10 protein-coding genes are annotated in these 16,397 nt (G+C 44.5%); 6 read left to right on the forward strand and 4 right to left on the reverse strand.

Going from position 1 to position 16,397, the window contains the following annotated elements; genetic code table 11:
* Positions 1–42: 42 nt before the first annotated feature.
* Positions 43–1,815, forward strand: a complete 1,773-nt coding sequence (locus KAH81_04320) for a right-handed parallel beta-helix repeat-containing protein (GenBank protein ID MCK5832880.1) — start codon at positions 43–45, stop codon at positions 1,813–1,815.
* Positions 1,816–1,822: 7 nt separating this feature from the next.
* On the opposite strand, the gene KAH81_04325 is transcribed toward KAH81_04320, so the two are convergent.
* From KAH81_04325 to KAH81_04340, 4 genes are read right to left on the reverse strand one after another with little or no spacing between them, the layout of a single operon-like run.
* The gene (locus KAH81_04325; GenBank protein ID MCK5832881.1) at positions 1,823–2,881 is read right to left on the reverse strand and encodes a DUF4837 family protein; all 1,059 of its coding nucleotides are present in this window, start codon (positions 2,879–2,881) and stop codon (positions 1,823–1,825) included.
* A complete protein-coding gene (locus KAH81_04330; protein ID MCK5832882.1) occupies positions 2,881–3,414 on the reverse strand; it encodes an NUDIX hydrolase in 534 nt (177 codons plus the stop codon). The genes KAH81_04325 and KAH81_04330 overlap by 1 nt, the downstream gene beginning before the upstream one ends.
* A complete protein-coding gene (locus KAH81_04335; GenBank protein ID MCK5832883.1) occupies positions 3,398–3,955 on the reverse strand; it encodes a phosphatase PAP2 family protein in 558 nt (185 codons plus the stop codon). The genes KAH81_04330 and KAH81_04335 overlap by 17 nt, the downstream gene beginning before the upstream one ends.
* Positions 3,952–4,713, reverse strand: a complete 762-nt coding sequence (locus tag KAH81_04340) for a hydroxymethylpyrimidine/phosphomethylpyrimidine kinase (protein MCK5832884.1) — start codon at positions 4,711–4,713, stop codon at positions 3,952–3,954. The genes KAH81_04335 and KAH81_04340 overlap by 4 nt, the downstream gene beginning before the upstream one ends.
* Positions 4,714–5,015: 302 nt before the next feature.
* On the opposite strand from KAH81_04340, the gene porU reads away from it, so the two are divergent.
* From porU to KAH81_04365, 5 genes are all read left to right on the forward strand, one after another.
* The gene (gene porU, locus KAH81_04345; GenBank protein ID MCK5832885.1) at positions 5,016–8,819 is read left to right on the forward strand and encodes a type IX secretion system sortase PorU; all 3,804 of its coding nucleotides are present in this window, start codon (positions 5,016–5,018) and stop codon (positions 8,817–8,819) included.
* A gap of 79 nt (positions 8,820–8,898) precedes the next feature.
* Positions 8,899–11,367, forward strand: a complete 2,469-nt coding sequence (locus KAH81_04350; protein MCK5832886.1) for a PorV/PorQ family protein — start codon at positions 8,899–8,901, stop codon at positions 11,365–11,367.
* Positions 11,368–11,451: 84 nt separating this feature from the next.
* Positions 11,452–14,553, forward strand: a complete 3,102-nt coding sequence (locus KAH81_04355; GenBank protein MCK5832887.1) for a hypothetical protein — start codon at positions 11,452–11,454, stop codon at positions 14,551–14,553.
* Between the two features lie 144 nt (positions 14,554–14,697).
* The gene (locus KAH81_04360; GenBank protein ID MCK5832888.1) at positions 14,698–15,573 is read left to right on the forward strand and encodes a hypothetical protein; all 876 of its coding nucleotides are present in this window, start codon (positions 14,698–14,700) and stop codon (positions 15,571–15,573) included.
* A gap of 19 nt (positions 15,574–15,592) precedes the next feature.
* Complete coding sequence (locus KAH81_04365) at positions 15,593–16,321, forward strand: hypothetical protein (GenBank protein MCK5832889.1); 729 nt, start codon at positions 15,593–15,595, stop codon at positions 16,319–16,321.
* Positions 16,322–16,397 lie beyond the last annotated feature (76 nt).

Raw genomic sequence — 16,397 nt, forward strand, 5'->3', positions numbered from 1 at the left:
GTATATTAGTGAGTACTTTAAATATGCTACTTGGAGGTTGCAATGTTTAGGATAGTTGTTGTGGCTGTTTTATTTTTCTTGTTTTTCATCCCCGTGCTTTTTGCCAACACGACATATGTCTTTGGTGGGGAGATCGCTAGCGGGATTTGGATTAAGGAATTTTCTCCTTATAAAATTCTAGATTCAATAAGGTTATCGAATGGAAACGGCCTTTATATAGAACATGGTTGCGAGCTTTTATTTGAAGATAATGCAGCTTTTATTATTTCTTCAGGTTCAAAATTGATTGCCGGAATTTCGAGATGTCCCGGAGATCCCACTGATTCGGTGTGGTTTAAATATGCGGGGGATGAGGATGATACTCTCGTCGGTTGGGATGGTCTCCGCTTTCAAGACGCTGCTAAATGCACACTCAGAAATTCCCACATTTCGGGTGTTGTTATTCGTGAGCCAGCCGGATATGGTGCTATCGTTAATAACAATTCAGAGCTAATTATAGAAAATTGTTTAATTCAAGATAACATAGGTGGAGGTTCAGGTGGAGGAGGGGTTTATCTCGAATCTACACGACCATCGTGTATTCGTGATTGCGATATTTTGAACAATAAATCTTTTGGGCATGGTGGTGGATTATACGTCAGTGGCACAGATGTTGTCTGTATCGATGGTAATTTTATTGACAACAATGAATTGCTTGACGGTTCTAAAGATGGCGGAGGGGCTTATATAAGCGGTTCAGTGTTGTTTAGCGATAATACTGTTACATGGAATAAGTCATTTCATGATGGTGGGGGTTTGTTTCTTAATAATTTTAGTGGAAATGTTATAAGGCCAATTCTTCACTTTAATCTCGCTTATCGTCGAGGAGGAGCACTTGCTATTGCGGGTGGCGAAGCGGAGATTATTCAAGCTGATATTTGCTATAATTATTCTCTAAGTCTCGAAGGCGCTGGAGTTTATACTCTTAATAACGGTGTTGCTACTTTTATAAATTCGATTATTGCTCATAATGATGGCGGTGGATTATGGTGCACTTCAACATTGATGGATGATTGTATTAAGGTTATCAATTCGACGATTGCAAATAATTATTCCGGCCCGGGAATACATATTGGATTCACATACGGGGGTGCTGACCTACTTCTTTTTAACTCGGTTGTTGCATACAACTCCCGGAGCTACGCCGCATGTGAGCAAATACTTCTCGAATCCACCTCGAATCTTTGGGTTGATCATTCGTTTGTCAATGACTTATCCGCTGTATGTAATAATGGTTCGGGTTCCATAAATATGATATATCCGGATCACTTCATTTTCGGTTCACCGAACTTTGTTGATACAACCGAATGCAACCTAGGATTCACCCCCGGTTGCGAGTCGGGGCTTTCCCCGTTAATAGATGCTGGCGCTCCCTACACAATATACAACAGGGACACAGTTTGGGCGCCTTTAGATGATTATATCGGGAATGTTCGCTATATGGATTTCGCCTACGATCTAGGAGCAATTGAAAACAGTTGCCTTGGGATGCTCGAAAGGGGAGATTTACCTGAATCAAATTCTCTTATATCAGCGAGACCTAATCCGTTCAATTCAACTTTGGCAATAGAGTTTCAAGTTGCAAGAGAATCGGAAGTTTCAATAGATATATTCGATGTGTCAGGGAGAAAGGTCGAGACGATTTTTTGCGGCAGACTGACTCGAGGATATCATATCGAGAAATGGCAATCGAACGAACTATCGTCGGGTGTCTATAATATAAAACTCGTTATTGGTGGCGAGATATTCCATGCCAGAGCGACTTTACTCAAGTAGGGTTGAACTATTTAGAACGGTTTTCCCGTTCCTCATAGAAATTTTGAACATCTCCTCGGAAGCTTTTGCAGACGATTTCTACATGTCTGAGATATGGTTCTTTTTTTACTATCGGTGCGAAAAGTGAACCATCGACAATATATAGTCGATTTGTTATTGGTTCGGAAAAAACGTAGGATATTATCGGTCCTCCCATGGTTTTAACAGGATTCTCCCAAAGAGCGCGTATTTGCACTGCAGGTCGTCCTCCAATATAGACGCCCATCGATTCCGGCTCCATCTCTAAAGAAACGATATCTCCTTCGTAATAAATAGCGCAAAGGCTATCGCGGACTGACATCCAGCGATCGATTGAGAAATCCAACGAGGAATCAAGGGCTGTCCACCAGACGAATACCCATCGCTCGGGTTCGAGTGTTCTTAACCATATGAACCTTTTATCTGGGGTTCCTTTTTCCCAGGTCCAGAATCGAGGGACTCGGATTGCATAGCCATATTCTGAAGCGATGGAATCCTCGAGGGAGATTTGTTCGCTTTCGCCAAAGACCTTTCCAAAAAGCCAATAGGATATTCTGTCGTTGACTGAATTATTAAGCAATCTAAATAAATCATCGCCACCCAGAAACAATCTCGATTCAAGGTCTTTTTCTGTAGGTGCGGTAATTATTATTGTGAGCTGACCCGAAGCCCAGAGGTCTTTTTTTGCAATAATCCAATCGGAACCCGAAAGAACCATTTTCTTTGCATCTTCGGAAAGCGCCTCGCGAATGAACCTGCCCGCTGGCCCAGGAGATTCAAGGCTTGCAGCAATAATTGATGTTCGTGCATGAGTTAGCTTTTCGAATGTCGTTTCATCGACATATTCTAATTTAAATATCGTTTCATTTCTTGGGGTTACAATTGGGATTTCGACAGCCGAGGATAAAAGTGGGGAGATATTCCCAAGCTCCTCGGCATCGACGAGGGTGTATATTTTATTATAAGAACCGACGGCCTCTTTTTTAACATCACAAGCCAATGTGAATAGAATAAAAAACATACAAAATATTATAGCCTTGGATTTCATTATAATTCCCTGCTTACATTGGGTAAAAGCGTTCTAGAGAGCGATTCGATAGCTCTATTAAAAATCCTTCTATGGCTCGAAAAGACCAAACGAGGTGCAGAGTCTATATTAAACCATTTGGCATCGGCAATGTCGTCATTTGCCGAGGGTATGCCGTCAGTGGTGACCAAAAAACCGGCTACCATTACATTAGTATAAGTATTGCTTTTTTGACCCTCGGTCCCGAGATGGGAGATAATGTTGCCACGAAGACCTGTTTCTTCGAGGAGTTCACGCAATGCTCCCTCTGAGGGTGTTTCATCTATCTCGACGAAACCCCCCGGAAGTGACCATTCACCAATGGAAGGCTCAACTGCCCTCTTTGCTATTAGCACCTTTCCGGATTTATTGAAGGCCACCACACATGTTGCTGGAAGCGGGTTTTCGTAGATTGGTTTAGCGCATTTCTCACAATAAAGGCGTGTTTTGTTATCGAATACAATTTCGGTAAGAGCACTTCCGCAATCGGGACAGAATTTAGGTCGCATGCGCATTATTTTTCTCCATTTTGAATAATTTTTTAGCTAAAAGAGATATTCCCACACCGATAAAAGCACCGTAAATTGCGCCGGCAAATATATCCATCGGCCAATGAACACCAACATATACTCGACTGTATGCTACAATAAGCGCAAGGAAATAAAGAGGTGTTGCGGGCCAACCGTAGTGTGTAACTATTACAGAAAACACTCCGAAGCTGGCCGCTGCGTGGAGGCTTGGCATAGCGTAGCCCGTTCCGCAATCTACAAGTAATCTTCCTAAATCTAGATGGCATGGGCGAGGCTTTGCGATAAGTGGTTTTATGACGTAGTGCCCCAAAGGATCGATGATAGCATAGCCAACCAGGGCGCTAAGCGCGGTTATTCGACCCTTCTTACGCCCAATAATAGTAATTCCTACGAGAATACCAATAATAATCAATATTCCGGTTTCTTGATTTGTGGCAAGAACCATAAAGCGGTCTAAAAAGGGACATACCCATTTGCCGTTCATAAGAGAAAAAAGGGATAAGTCTATGTTGTAAAAGAAGTTCATGTATATAGAATATATGGTGGATGCGATTTTTTCAATGCTGAAGTTAAAACAGATTTAGCCTTACTCACAGAATCCGGAAGAGAGAGACCCTCGGCAAGATTAGATGCTATTAATGAAGCGAGTGCGCAACCGGTGCCGCGAAATCTCCCTGCGATACGCTTGGAAGAAAACTCATACATGCACTTTCCAAAAAATAAAAAATCGCGCGGCTCGCCGGATGAATGCCCGCCTTTAATCAATACAGCATTCGTAGATTTTGAAATACTCTCTCCAGCGCATTTAGCGCTTTCCTCAGATGAAACTTCGACTCCCGAGAGAATAGAGGCCTCTTCCCAATTAGCCGTTACAAGTGTGGTTAAGGGAAAGAGTCGTTTCACTAAAATCGCAATGCCATTGCGGTCGAGAAGTTCCATACAGGAAGTCGAGTGAAAGACTGGGTCTAAAACAATTGGAACGCCTATGGAAAAACTCTCTAGGGAATCGCATAGTGTATCGACTAAGTTACCAGAACCGAGCATCCCAATTTTTATCGACGAAGGTTTTGTCGATGTCGAAAACGCATATTGAAGAGATTCTGCAAAAACAGCAGGCTTCACAAGATGTGTTTTGCCCGCTGAATCAAATCCTTGGTTGGCAATTGCTGTAATAACAGGCGATACGATATTGCCGGTGGCCGATATAGCTCTTATGTCAGCAGAAATCCCTGAACAACCGGTGGGATCGAGGCCAGCTATAACACATATAATTCTTTGTTTCATATATAACATTGTAAAGCAAACCAGGGCCATTTCAAGATGTTATTTTTATCTATCGACCAATAATAGCTCAGTTAACATTTGGCCGGTCGGCATAATTTGTTGCATAAGGGACCAGTTTACGATGCCATAGTGGAAGCCTATTAGGTATAGCTTATTTTTGGCTATACCTTTAAATTTGCGAGAGTGAATCCTGTGCTGACCGGCCTATAAGTGGTTATCTAAATTGCACAATTATATTTCCGGCATATTTTATGCTTGAGATAAGTTCGAACCGATGTAAAAATGAGATTTTGGAAGAGGATATGTCATATATAGGAAAGATTTTATTCTTGGTGCTCTCGGTTACTGTGATTTTAGGATATCCGCTAACTTCTGTCGAAACGGCGGATGGTATCGAGTTAACATGGATTGCGCCTAAGCTCGATACGACGGAGATCGATGGTAGCATGTTGCTTATTCAATGTAAAGGCGCGGATATAAGCGGAGTGCCCGGAAGTCCGGGAATACCTCGATATAGAATTCCAATAGCTTTACCCACCGGCGACTTATGGTCGTTTGAGCTTATCTCAGAATTATGGGAACCCTTCGGTCGAGCACGCCTTGCTCCTGTTCCCACTTGGCAAGGATTTCCGGATGGTCCATATTACGAAGATTATATTATCGATACAAAGACTTATTCCGAGAATCACTGGTTCCCATTTGAAAAAGAAGCATTTTCGGAAACAGGACATATAAGAGGTATAAAAATCGGCCATCTCGAAGTTTATCCTATTAGGTTCAATCCTGTTTCGGAAGAGTTGGAAAGGCTTGTTGACTTTAAATGTAAAGTAGCTTATTCAACTTCTTCAGAGATGAATTCTCCTACTTTGCTTGAAAAAACGGTTATAGGTTTTGTTGCTAACCCGCAAAGCGCTTTAACCTTTATTAAAACCAAACCTAAACGGCGCCCATCGAGGGATTTATTTACTCTAACAGATTCATGGTTTACTTTTCCAATTATAGAGAGCGGTCTTTTTAAGATCGACCGCGATTATGTGCTTTCTATGGGTTACAATCCTTCCGAAATAGATCCTTCCGAAATAAGATTGTTCGATGAGGGCTGGATGGAGCTTCCAACGGGCCAAGAGCCGGAATTGCCATCTCTGGAAGAAATTCCCCTCTATCCGGTTGGCCTCACCGATGGTTCTTTCGATAGTGGCGATGCCCTTTATTTTTACGGTAGAGGACCTTCTGGCTGGTTTGTCGAGGAGACGCGTTTAAGCCACCATCTTCACAGATTCACAAGCGCCAATTACTATTGGGTCACTATCGGGGGCGATTTTCCCGAACCGTCTAAGCGTCTCACTAAAGAGGAAATATCAGCTCATGATACAACGTCGTTTGGCAAATTTCTACATTTCGTTGAAAACGATTATGTATATGCCAAAACAGGGAATGATATTCAATGGGGTTCGGAGAGGACAACCGAAAAGCATATATCTCTCCTCGATTCTCGTATAGACACAACAAACGGTGTATATGTTCGCCATAGAGTTGTGCCGGTAGCCGACGAAACAAGGCCTATTGTATATGCCACTGCAAATGGTTATTCACCGGATTCTACATACAGTATTTGGACAGGTGCCCAGTCGGCCTTTTTTGGTAATGCGTTTTCTAAAAACGCCAATTCCATAGATATTGATTTCTTGGGGACATCCGCCCTTTTTGATTATTACGAGATTCTATATCAAATTGAACTTGTTGAATACAATGAATCTCTTGAGTTTCTCGGAAGGGACACGGCATCTGCCTATTTGATCGCAGGTTTTGATTCCGAACCTTTGGTCTTTGATGTCACTGGCCAAAACTCATTAAGGTTGCTTAAACCCTATTTGATGGATGATGGCAAATGGTGCTTTTCCGATTCTCTTGGAAGCCGACATTATTTTATTTCGGAAAGATCATCGGCATTGCGGCTCGATTATCCAATATTGAAGGAGTTAGCGGAGCTTCGCGAACGATCTTTTGATAGCGAACTACTTATGCTTATTCCCGAGGGTCTCGAGAGTGATATCGACGAATATATCACATACCGAGAATCACGCGGCACAACTGTAGATTGGGTTTTTGTTGAAGATGTTCTCGAGGAGTTCGGTTTCGGGACGAAAGACCCAACTGCGATACGCGATTTTTTGCGCTATCTTTGGTTATATTCAGACTATCCACCAGAACATATCCTTTTGGTGGGTGATGCCACATGGGATCCAAGAGGAATAACAAACCCGCCGGAAACATTTTGCCCTGCAGCACTTTGTGTATCGAACGCGCCAGATGACTATTTCTATGCCGTTACCGAAGGCGACGGCATACCCGATTATTCCGGCGGAAGAATTCCTATCACAACAATAAACGAATGGCGCAATTGGGTTGAAAAACTCATGCGAACCGAGGGCAATCCAGATTTTGGAACATGGCGAACGCGTTTCGTCTATTGTGCCGATGATGAACGAAAAACAGGTAACTTGCCGGATACGTGGCAACATACTACTCAGGTGAGTTCCTATGTTCGCGATATGCCGGCATGGACAGAGCCCAGAACCGTCTATCTTATCGACTATCCCCTAACCTCTTCCGGCCTGAAACCGGGCGCCCAAAAAGCATTGCTAGAAAAGTGGAACGATGGTTCGGTTCTTGTCAACTATGTTGGCCACGGGAATTATCGTTTATGGACGCATGAGGAAGCTTTCGAGGCAACTAGTTGCATAAGTAAACTCGAGAATAAATGGAAATTACCGCTTATGGTCAGTGCCTCATGCGAGGTTGGTTTGTTTTATCGAACTGTAGGGCAATGTATTGCCGAACAGGTTGTCCTTTTCCCTGAGGCTGGTGCAGTTGCTGCAATCGCTGCAACTCGCATGACACTCTCGCCCAGCAATGGCAGTCTCAACGCTCGGCTTCTTGATATTTGTTGGGGGCAAAATCAAAAAGCTCAACTTGGCCCAGCGCTTTTTTATGCTAAGGGAGGGGATTCTTGGGCATCGACGCGTGGTCAATATGTTCTTTTTGGCGATCCAGCCATGGAAATAGGGGCACCAAAGTTGGATATTGTTATCGACCTAGACAGAGACTCACTTATAGCTGGAGTAAAAACACATGTTACAGGTGAAGTTCTCTCCGATTCGGCGATTGTTTCCGATTTTAATGGAACTGCCTATATACTCGTTTATGATTCCGGTTACTATAAAAATTACTCTAATTCGCCCTATCTTTCCGGTTCTGTTTCTTACTTTCAAGGCGGAAAACGACTTTTTGTTGGGCCAGTGAGTGTCAGAGGGGGCTTATTTGAAGGTGAGTTCGTCGTTCCAATCGATGTCTCCTATGGAACCGAGGGCGGGAAGGTCGTTGTTTATGCTTACGATAATTCCGATGAGGCAGTGGGCTATTTTGATGAGATGATTGTCGCTGGCGATACCACATTAGTTATCGAAGACTCTCTAGGCCCCGAAGTTGACCTTTCTTTCGATGGTCATGGTTTCAGCAACGATGGGGTTATATGTGATGGAGGGGAACTTATATGCACAGTGTCCGATGAAAATGGTATAAATCTCTCTGGTGCCGCCGGCCATGCATTAACTATGACTTTGGATGGGAATGAATCTAATGCACTTGATCTGTCTCAATACTTCGAATATAGGCTCGATAGTTATCAGGTCGGAGAGGCGCATATACCGCTGGAAGATCTTTCCTTTGGGAAGCATACTGTCAGGGTCAAAGCATGGGATAATATAGGCAATTCTGGTGAAGCTGAAATGAGTTTCGAGGTTGCAGATTGTGAAATTATAATCTCCAATCCCCTCGCATATCCCAATCCCTTCCGGTCAGATACTGAATTGACCTTCAATATCGGTGTATATGCCGATATTACGATTAATATATATACACTCACTGGAAGACCTGTTAGAAAGCTGGAGTCATCTGTTTATCCAGCATTTGCAATGGTCCACTGGGATGGCAAAGACTCGCGTGGCACGCCGGTAGCTAATGGTGCTTATTTAGTTAAGATAGAGGCAAGAACGGTCGATGGCTATTCCGACGAAAAGGTGTTTAAAATAGCCAAGCTCCGCTGATTATTTTTTTGGCACTTATCTTGCGGAAAAGAGATAATTTAATTACTTATTTGCCTATAAGGCAATATGGAGGTTAAGGATGTTCGTTTCAGGAAAAAAGGGATTTTTATCTCTTATAATATTTTTATTGTTGCTTTCCGCATTTACAGTTTCAGCCGATAGAACGCGCGGAGGAGTTCTTTTCCTTTTGATAGGCCCCGGCGCTAGAGCCACGGGGATGGGAGAGGCCTTTGTCGCCATCGCAGACGATCCGACAGCAACATATTGGAATCCCGCCGGTCTTGGTAACTATCCGCTTTCTTCGCAATGGATCGACTATGGAATTCCTCCCGGGAATAAAATAATCGCTATTGCTACCGAGAAAACAGGTGTTATCGATATAGATTATCGAACCTACGATGTCTGGGCTGGAACCGATTCAGGGCTTTTTGTCCATAAAGGCAAAAAATGGGTTGGAGAAGAAAGATACACTACAGCCGAAGAGGAATCGATGATAGATGTGCTGTTCCACTTCATTGATGGAACTTCTTTTGATTCGAGTGTGGTATATGATAGGATTATTCCTGCGGTGTTGGCTGCAAACAATATGTCCGAACTTCCAGAGGGCTATCTTCCCCCTGAAACAAAACTTGTTATTCCTTTCGATGCCCTTGTCGATGGTAAAATAACCGCTCTTTTGGGCGGCAAGAAGGAGCTTTGGGTTGGCACCGATAATGGCCTTTATCGAAGGATCAGAGGCCAATGGGAAAAGTTAAACCAAAGTGGTGGTCCCGGAAGTAAGAATGTAACTAAAATCGCGATAGACAGCCGCAGCTATCTTTATGTTGGCACTGATGATGGCCTTTATACCCTTACAGGAAGCCGCTGGACTCGTTACACCTCAGGCGATGGCCTTCCGGGTAATAGAGTTCATTCGATTTTTGCTGGTTCGCACCGCGATATCTGGGTTGGAACTGAAGCTGGCCCAGCGCGTCAAAGCGGAGATAAATGGGAAAACTCCTTCAAGGTCGAGCCTGCGCTGGATGTAGATTGGCAGGGATTGGTTAAGCAAGTGTTTCCCATCAGCGGGACTAGAAGCATAGAACACGCTGCCTCCGAAATTATTGCTCGCAACGAACAACTCGACAAACAAAGACCGACCCCCGGTTCTAAGATTGAAATTCCTTATTCAATAGCCTTCGAGTCGCCTGTAACAGCTATTTTCGTTGATAAATATAGGAAAATCTGGTTTGGAACAGAACTCGGCCTTAAATGTTGGGATACCCAGAGTCAAAAATGGAGCTTTTATGGATGGACTTCCGAGGAGATAACCGACGAGATTTCTATTGAGGATTGGGCGCGAGCCAGATGGTCTAAGGCCTCCGACGATTTGATTAAAGACCTGGTGAAGTCGCTTCGCTATCATAATCGTATTAACGGGCAGGTTTTTGAAGCAGGTAACACTATTGAATATCCGAAGAGCCCGATAAGCGGGCATATTACTTCGCTCGAGGGAGCCCCAGATGGCAATCTTCTGGTAGGAACCGAATTTGGGACTATGGTTTACGATTATAAAAAGGGTCGCTTCGGCTATTACGATCAAGGTGGCCTCAAAAATGAAAAGCTCACGGATATTATCCGTCATGGTAATGAGTATTGGTATAACACCGGCGATAACACCTCGATCTATTCAAAAGGCAAACACGGCATTAGTTTCATGCATGTTCAATGGCTTCCGACGCTTGCACCCGATCTTTATTATGAGTTCCTTGGCGGAACGACATATCTCGAGGGCTGGGGAACGGTGGGTGGAGCGATTACATATATTAACGAAGGTAAAAACGAGTGGACGGATGAGGATGGAACTGTTCTCGGCACCTTCAGTTCTTACGAACTCGCGGCCTCAGGTGTTTATGGCACTAAGGTTGCTCCGAATCTTTCTGCCGGCTTGGCCTTCAAGCTTATCTATTCAGCTTTAGCTAAGGGCGTAACAGTTGGCATGGAACAGGAAGAGGGTGTCGCGACGACATTCGCGGTCGATGCCGGTCTCCTTTATCAAACGCCGGTCAAAGGCCTATCTCTTGGTATGGCGGTTCAAAATCTCGGGCCGGATATTCACTATATCGATGCTGCACAAGCTGACCCACTTCCGCGCAACCTCAAGGCTGGCCTCGCATGGAAGATACTTAATACAGACTATAATAGGCTTACACTTGCCGCCGACATCAATAAAGACCTCATTAATTGGGGCAATGATCCAGTCGGTAAGGAATTCCACGAAGCGGTAAAAAATCTCGGTGTCGAATATACTTACTCTAACTTTATATCACTACGCGGCGGTTACATGATAGACTACGATTATATCCCGACCGAATCCTCTGATATTATTCGCAACGAAGATTTTAATTCCGATCATTGGAAGGGGATACACTATTTTACACTCGGCGCGGGGCTTAATTTTAAGAATTTCGGCTTTGATTTCGGCTATATTCCGTTGCAAGAGGACGACGAAGAGGGCAAACTCGTGCTATCGAATATTCTTCGCTACTCGGTTAATATTGCCTTTTAATTTAATATGACGAATACTATAAAAAAATATGCCTTGATCTCGTTTTTGGTGATTTTCCCACAGATTCTTTTGGGAGGCGCAAAAATGGAGATTCACCCACTCGGTCCAAACCCCTATTTTCGCGGCGACCCCTGGATTTCGCAGGTCTCAGATCGCAATCTTCTTGGTCTCGATCGAGCTTCGCCGTGGGCTCTTCCGCGCCCTTCGAAAAATGCTGTTCCCGATACTATCAAGGTTCTTGTTATTCGCGTGGAGTTCCAACCTGATAATACAAGCCGCACCACCGGAGATGGCACCTTCGATTTAAGCCCTTACGAGCAGTCCCCGCACCCTTTCGACCCTCTGCCGCATAATAAAGCTTATTTCGAGGCACACATGAAAGCGCTTAGAAATTATTATTTAGCAGTCAGTGACTCACAAGTTTATATCGATTTCGAGGTTTTTCCGGAGAGTGAAAATATTGCTTATCGTCTTCCGGATTCCATGAGTTACTACGGCCCTGAGGGTTGGATGGGTTTCGATATGGCCGACAGAATGCAGCAATTCTTTAGGGATTCATGGGAGCTCGCCATCGCCGAGGGAGATTTCGATATCTTTGATTATGATGCTTATTTTGTTTTCCACGCTGGGAGCGATTGGCAGAACGATATTGCATCGAGTAATCCCGACTATGTGGCCTATTGGCCCGATATTTTCATTCCCAGTCCAGATGACCTTCCCACCGGTTATTTGAAGCTTCCTTTCAAGATAGCCGACCGTATCGAGGATGGGATAATTATGCCAGAGCATGGCTGGCAGGATGGTCAGATAACCTGCATAAATGGGGCTGTTGCCCACGAATTTGGGCATCAGCTAGGTTTGGTTGACCTATACAATACCGGTAATTTTATTACGCAAGTCGGCGATTTTTCGCTGATGGACAACGGCTTTGCGGTCGGCGCGGACATAGGTTTCGATGTCGATGAGGACGGCAATGTTTCCGATGACGAATTCTATTCAGTCTATGGGATGTTTCCGGGCTATCCCGACGCTTGGAGTAGGGCTTATCTCGGATTCGAGACTCCGGTCGAAGTTGTAGATGATTGCGATACCATTGTTTTAGAAGCCTGTGAGTTGCCCATGAACGAAGGGGTAACTCTAATTAAAATCCCGATTAACAGCTACGAATATTATCTTATTGAAAACAGGCAGGACGACCTTGCCGGCGACGATGGTTTCTATAGCCTTAAACGAGATAGTCTAACCGGTGTCGTTATTGGAGCTCTCGCAGTTGACACCACGAAATTTACCTCGGCCTTGGATTTTCTTCTTCCGGGTCGCGGGTTTTTAATATGGCACATCGATGAGACTGTGGCCTATTCCGATGTCGATGGCAACGGGATCAATAATTTTAATGATAACACACTTCAATGGGACTTATCGCGGCGTTTTGTGGCCCTCGAAGAAGCTGATGGCTATGAAGACCTCGGGACTATAATTACCTTTGGCGAGCCACTCGATTATTTTTATTATGGCACTAACTTCGGCCCAAACACGAATCCCTCGACCTCGGCCAACGATGGCGGTTTTTCTGGGATACTCGTGGACAGCATGTCTGTTTCGGGTGATGAGATGCACCTTCGTATTCGCTTCGATAATGTTGTCCCGACACCCGATGTTATCACGACGATATATCCTCTTTATGCCCCAATGCAGGCTGGCGATCTCGACGGTGATGGCTTCGATGAACTTCTTACAGAAGCCTATTATTTTAACGGCTCGGCTTATGTTGGTTGTGTTCTTATCTGGAATTTGGATGGCACTCCCTTTATCGATAACGGTATAACCGTTTCTGGGTCAGAATTCGACGGAAATGTTATCCGCGCGGACTATCCGGTTGCCGCGACCGTTAACGCTGAACGAGTTACACTTCCGGCTGTTGGTAATATCGACAGCGACGAGCTGGCCGAGGTGGTCGGCATCGATACCGAGGGCTGGCTTCATGCGTGGAACCCTAGGGACCTCGTAGGGGGCTTCATGCGGGAGCTTTCAGGTTTCCCCGTTGAACTCGATAGTTCAGCGCAGCGGAGCGTCAGCCTATGGGACGTCGATTCTGACGGCGAATTAGAGATCGTAGCTTATGCTAATGAAAGATGGTATCTTGTCGATAATGACGGTTCGATTCTCGCCACCGGCGATGCTCGCGGTGAAATAATGGGAATTGCACCAACGGAACAAGGGCTTTTTGTTGCCGCTAAAAGGACGCTTGCTAAGATTATATTTTTTAGCTGGACAGGCGAGGTTATTCGAGAGAAACAGCTTTCCTCGGGCGATGTATCTTACCTTGCACGCGGCGATCTCGATGGCGATGGTATTTCAATGGAAATTGCATGCGCGGGGCGTTCCGGCGTTCTATTTGCTTTTGATTCCACCCTTGATTATCTCGGAGTTTTCCCGACAAACATAAACGATACATCACTTTCGAGTCCGGTTATAGTTGATATTGACGGCGACGATGTTCTGGAAGTTTTATCGACAGGAAGAAAAGGGCTTTATATTTATGAACCAACGGGAATTCCGCATGAAAACGCGCCCTTCGGGCTCGAAAATGTCTTAGCATCTCCAATATTCGGGGGAGAATATGCGCTATTTCCCTCCGGTGATGGTCCAATTAAAGCTATAAATAGTTTTGGCGAATCACCTTATGGGTTTCCTTTGGGCGGGGCGCCATCGAATGCCGCACCCTGTTTTTTCAAGGGCTCGGAGGGTTATGGTCTTGCGCTCGGAAGCACAAACGGCTCGCTTTTAATATGGAATAACCTAGAAAATTCGCTTGATGATGGCGCGTGGCCGATGTGGGGTGCAGATGCAAGGCATACATTTTTACAGGCAAGCGAAGGATCGTGTCCGCTTGTAAGCGGTGAAGACGGCATAGAAATTTTCTATTGCTATCCCAATCCCGCAGAAAGATCTACCATTTTTCGTTATTCTTTTTCCGGTTCTTCCCCGGAGAATGTCCAGATCAGAGTTTTCGATGCTGCGAATAACCTCATCGCAAGCCTAGATGGTCAGACTAACGCAGGGACGCCTCTCGAGCTTGAATGGAATACTGAGAAAGTCGGAAGTGGTGTGTATTGGGCAAGGTTATCTGGAGATTTTAAAGGAAAGACTATTTCAAATATTTTCAGAGTGGCGATTGTCAAATAACCAAAAGGATTATAGATTCGTTTTTTTTGAATTAACATAATTAATCATTCCCGCGCAAACGGTCGATCAATGGATTACAATCAGAGCGGAGAATATTACAATGAACCTAAATTGCATTTTTAGAATGAATAATCTGGAGGAATAATGAAACATAGAATAGCAATCCTTTTAGTTGTTTTTGGTGCTGTTGCGGCATTTGCTGTTAGCCCAATACAAAAAATGTTATATATGCCGGTTTTAGCTCAGGTTGAACAGTCCGAGACGGAAGAGTTTCCCACTGGAGATAATGAGCTTTTCGACAGCGGCGTGCATAAGAACATTAAATCGAGCTTTCTGTTGTCTTTAGCGGTTCCTGGTGCTGGAGAGTTTTATGCTGGTAATCCAATTAAAGCAGGCGCATTCTTTGCTGCGGAAGCCGCTCTATGGACGGGTGTTATCATTTATAATAATAAGGGCAACGATGGCGAGCAATCTTACCGCGATTTCGCCGATGCACATTGGGAGTTCGATTATTATTACGATTGGTTCATCGGGTTTGGCGACGCAACCATATATACCGAGCAGTTGCCGGTTAATATGGTTATCGACGGAAGCGACACCACATATACGCCCGACAAGACTCACGATTATTATGAGATGATAGGGAAATATGACTGGTTCGTTCTCGGTTGGGAAGACCTTTCAAACCGAGATGCTATACGCGATTCGAGCACTATGCAATCCGAGGTGGACAAGATACTCGGGGTTCTTAAGGCGCATGAGGATGACAGTAATCTTCGTCTTGAATACATGAATATGCGTAAAGAAACCAACGACTATTTCACCTGGTCGAAGTATTTTATCGGCGCGGCTATCTTTAATCATTTCTTGAGTGCATTCGATGCAGCTTGGACGGCCAAGCGCTCCAATGATAAACTATACGAAGGTTTCACTTTTGCCCCGCATATAGAAGCTCAGATGGGTTTCACGGCTTCGGGAGAACCGGAACCACGGATAGCCATTAATCTTGCGAATTTTTAGATTGAGCAAAGGTTAAAAGGTGTTTAATAAAACAGTCATATTATTATTTTTTCTCTCAATTTTCTGTGGAAGTGCATTTGCTCAAGCCAAGGAGAACCCTTTTGGAGGAGGATCCGAGGTTTGGGAGCAGGAAGCCACGATTGAGAATATGCCCTCTAAATGGACAGCCGCCGGCCTTTCGCTTCTCGTTCCGGGAGCTGGACAGCTATATCTCGGGAAAAAGAACTCCGCTCGGTATTTTCTTGCCGCAGAAGGATCGATATGGGGCGCTTTTGCTGGATATACGGTCTATGGCAATTGGCGGAAAGAAGATTATCATAACTACGCCGCAATTCACGCAGGAGTGAACCCATCGGGCAAAGACAATGCCTTTTTCGAAACACTCCTCGATTTTAATAGTCGCGACACTTACAATTACTGGATGCATTTGATATACCGCGACGAGGTGCCTCTTTACCCCACTACAGATGAGTATTTTTGGGAATGGGAAAGCAATGCAGCGATGGACGAATACGCTAGTATAAGAGAATCTAGCGAGAAGGCTTATCGCACTGCACGGACAATTCTAGGTGTAGCTTTAATAAACCGTGTCTTCAGTGTCGTGGATATTTTTAGAACCGATGTCTATAGTCTTAGATCGGGTGATGGTAGTTTGAGTGATAATGGAGATTTTATGCCACAGGCTTATGTTGGAACTGCAAATAACGGTTCTCCGACTATAGGCCTTCGCTTCGTGAAGAATTTTTGATTATCCTGTTTGATGGGGAGCGTGGTGTCAACAATAATTGTTTATGCGACGAAGTATGGCACATCGGGGAATTGCG

This window comes from bacterium (genome assembly GCA_023145965.1).
GTDB lineage: Bacteria > UBP14 > UBA6098 > UBA6098 > UBA6098 > UBA6098.

What these genes read in the sequence shown, in the direction of transcription:
- KAH81_04320 (MCK5832880.1), top strand. Translation starts at nt 43, where the DNA reads ATGTTTAGGATAGTTGTTGTGGCTGTTTTATTTTTCTTGTTTTTCATC.
- KAH81_04325 (MCK5832881.1), bottom strand. Translation starts at nt 2,881, where the DNA reads ATGAAATCCAAGGCTATAATATTTTGTATGTTTTTTATTCTATTCACA.
- KAH81_04330 (MCK5832882.1), bottom strand. Translation starts at nt 3,414, where the DNA reads ATGCGCATGCGACCTAAATTCTGTCCCGATTGCGGAAGTGCTCTTACC.
- KAH81_04335 (MCK5832883.1), bottom strand. Translation starts at nt 3,955, where the DNA reads ATGAACTTCTTTTACAACATAGACTTATCCCTTTTTTCTCTTATGAAC.
- KAH81_04340 (MCK5832884.1), bottom strand. Translation starts at nt 4,713, where the DNA reads ATGAAACAAAGAATTATATGTGTTATAGCTGGCCTCGATCCCACCGGT.
- porU (MCK5832885.1), top strand. Translation starts at nt 5,016, where the DNA reads ATGTCATATATAGGAAAGATTTTATTCTTGGTGCTCTCGGTTACTGTG.
- KAH81_04350 (MCK5832886.1), top strand. Translation starts at nt 8,899, where the DNA reads ATGTTCGTTTCAGGAAAAAAGGGATTTTTATCTCTTATAATATTTTTA.
- KAH81_04355 (MCK5832887.1), top strand. Translation starts at nt 11,452, where the DNA reads ATGGAGATTCACCCACTCGGTCCAAACCCCTATTTTCGCGGCGACCCC.
- KAH81_04360 (MCK5832888.1), top strand. Translation starts at nt 14,698, where the DNA reads ATGAAACATAGAATAGCAATCCTTTTAGTTGTTTTTGGTGCTGTTGCG.